The sequence below is a fragment of the Leptospira alexanderi serovar Manhao 3 str. L 60 genome (assembly GCF_000243815.2).
In the GTDB taxonomy this organism is placed as follows: Bacteria; Spirochaetota; Leptospiria; order Leptospirales; family Leptospiraceae; genus Leptospira; species Leptospira alexanderi.
Genome location: NZ_AHMT02000024.1, coordinates 175001 through 177500 on the forward strand (window position 1 = coordinate 175001; position 2500 = coordinate 177500).

Genomic DNA, 2500 nt, shown 5'->3' on the forward strand with positions numbered 1-2500 from the left:
GCGGTTCCGAAGATCCGATCAAACTATATTTGAGAGAAATCGGTAAAGTGAGTTTAATTTCGGGCGAGACCGAGGTTTTTCTTGCGAAAAGAATCGAGAAGGGTGAGAAAATCATCGAGGAGACGATTCTTAGTTCTTCCATTCTCAGAGCGAATTATATAAAACTTTTACCAAAAATTCGAAGCAAAAAGATTAAAGTCTACGATCTGATTCGCGTCGATAAGATGTATGCTTTAAACGCGGAGGAAGCCCATAAACTCGAAGAGTTATTCTTCAAAAATATTCTAGTCATCCAAGAACAGGAAAAGGTTCTTCAGGAAGCCGTTTCCAAAATTCGAAAGTATTCCGAAACTTCCAAAAAATACAAAGAGTTTAAAGAGAAAATAGACGCTTCTACGGAAATCATTCATAATGCGATCCAAGAACTCGGTGTCTCCCAAAAAGAGATTCAAAAAATTTCCCAAAAAATCAAGTCCATGGTTTTTAGAATCAAGGAAATCGATCGGCACTTTTTGAAAATCAAGGCTCAGTATGGCCAAGACGTTCGGGATATCAAGGCGTTTAACAGATTTATCGAAAAGAACGAGAAGTTAGACGACATCGAAGTCAAGATGGGAGTCAATATCGACGAAGTTCGAGAGGTCATCAAAGACATTCGAAACAACGAAAGAAAACTTCGTCGTATGGAACAGGAAGCGGGCTCCACGGTTCAAGAGATCAAGGATTGGGGCGAAAAGATCATTAAGGGTGAAAGGGAAATTTCCCAGGCTAAAAAGGAACTCGTTAAGGCAAATCTGCGGCTCGTGGTTTCCATCGCGAAACGTTATGCGAATCGTGGAATGCACTTCTTCGATCTGATCCAGGAAGGAAACATAGGCCTTATTAAAGCGGTAGATAAGTTCGAGTATAAGAAAGGTTATAAATTTTCCACATACGCGACTTGGTGGATCCGTCAAGCGATTACAAGAGCTATTTCCGATCAAGCCAGAACGATCCGTGTTCCGGTTCATATGATCGAACAAGTCAATAAAGTGATTCGTGAAACCAGATTATTCATCCAAGAATTCGGACGTGATCCAAACAATGAAGAAATTGCGGAAAGACTCGGTTGGCCGGTGCAAAAAGTAAAAATGGTCAAGAACGTCGCGAGGGAACCTATTTCTCTCGAAATTCCTGTGGGTTCCGAAGAGGATTCGGAACTGGGGGATTTTATTCCGGATACGGAAGTGGAAACTCCCGTGAATGCGGCTGCGTCCAGCATCTTAGCGGAACAGATCCGTCAGGTGCTTCATACTTTGCCTGCACGCGAGCAAAAGGTGATTCGGATGCGTTTCGGTTTGGACGACGGCTATCCGCAAACTTTGGAAGAAGTCGGTTATCAATTTAAGGTAACTAGGGAAAGGATTCGTCAGATCGAAGCGAAAGCGCTTCGTAGGCTCAGACATCCGTCTCGTTCCAAAAAGTTGAAGGACTATATCGACGGTTGAGTTTCGTTGTCCTTTCGAAAAAGGGTGAATTTGTGGGAGTCCCTACAAGAATGAAAAAGGGAAAACGTTGCGAAGGAGTTTCTACGTTAGAAAAACGTTACATTAAGAGTTTCTGATATAACGATATCCGGCGATGTGCAAGGCGCGCTTTAACCGCCTTGTATTGAACCTAAGCAATAGGAACAACAAAAGTTGTTCCAAAACCATCCGATTTTATTAGAATCTCGTGAATCGTTGCAATTACTTTGAGTTTTGGGACGACTCTAAGTTTCCAGTCGGCACTTTTTATTCAAGCGTACGACTTTCTCAAACTTTCGATCAACTCAATCGCAGCAGATTCTTCCGCCTTTTTTGTTTTGTCTTTCCATTTGAGCTGTTTGGAAAGAAGGGCAGCGACTGGAGCAACCATCTTTCGAGCCAGTTCCAAATCCACAAAAAGAATCCTGAATCTTCTCGCCAAAACATCTGTGACGCCTAACGCAAATTCTTCCTTCACGGCAAACAAAACCTCTTCTTCAAAGTAGGGGATTCCCTTGCCTAAAAGTTTCGGCTTTTTACCTAAGATCTCAAAAACTTCCGTCCCGTAATAATTCTGTAACCTTTTGGCGAATTGTGTATCAATCTTATACGATTTTTCAATTTCTTGATAGAGAGATTCTGAGTAACCTTCGGCCCCGGGATACAAATAAGATTTCGTCGAACATTCTTTCCTGATTTCTAAATTACCGACTTGGATTAGTTTATCTACTAGATCTTCGGCCATCTTTCTGTAAGTAGACCACTTTCCCCCGCCCATAGTGACAAGCCCCGAATTGGAGACGAGGATAACTTCCTCTCTCGAAATATTCTTTGTATCCTGATTTCCTTCCGGAGAAATCAAAGGACGAATCCCCACAAACACAGAAAGAATATCTTTTTCGGTGACTGGATTTTCCAGATATTCGTTTCCGGTATCGAGTAGGAATTGAACCTCGTTTCCGATTGGAAGGGGTTCGTCTCCCGGATTTTCAATC

General features: G+C 42.2%; 2 protein-coding genes (both cut by a window edge). One reads left to right on the forward strand and one right to left on the reverse strand.

The features are described from left to right. Positions 1-1487, forward strand: partial view of an RNA polymerase sigma factor RpoD gene (gene rpoD / locus LEP1GSC062_RS08435; protein ID WP_004498056.1) — the 3' portion only. Its footprint begins 271 nt before the window's first position; the window shows 1487 of its 1758 coding nt (coding positions 272-1758); the start codon falls outside the window, past its left edge; its stop codon occupies positions 1485-1487. A 289-nt stretch (positions 1488-1776) separates the two neighbouring features. On the opposite strand, the gene LEP1GSC062_RS08440 is transcribed toward rpoD, so the two are convergent. After that, positions 1777-2500, reverse strand: the 3' portion of a protein-coding gene (locus LEP1GSC062_RS08440; protein ID WP_020983900.1) for a glycerol-3-phosphate dehydrogenase/oxidase. Its footprint extends 929 nt past the window's final position; only the last 724 of its 1653 coding nucleotides appear in the window; the start codon falls outside the window, past its right edge; it ends in the stop codon at positions 1777-1779.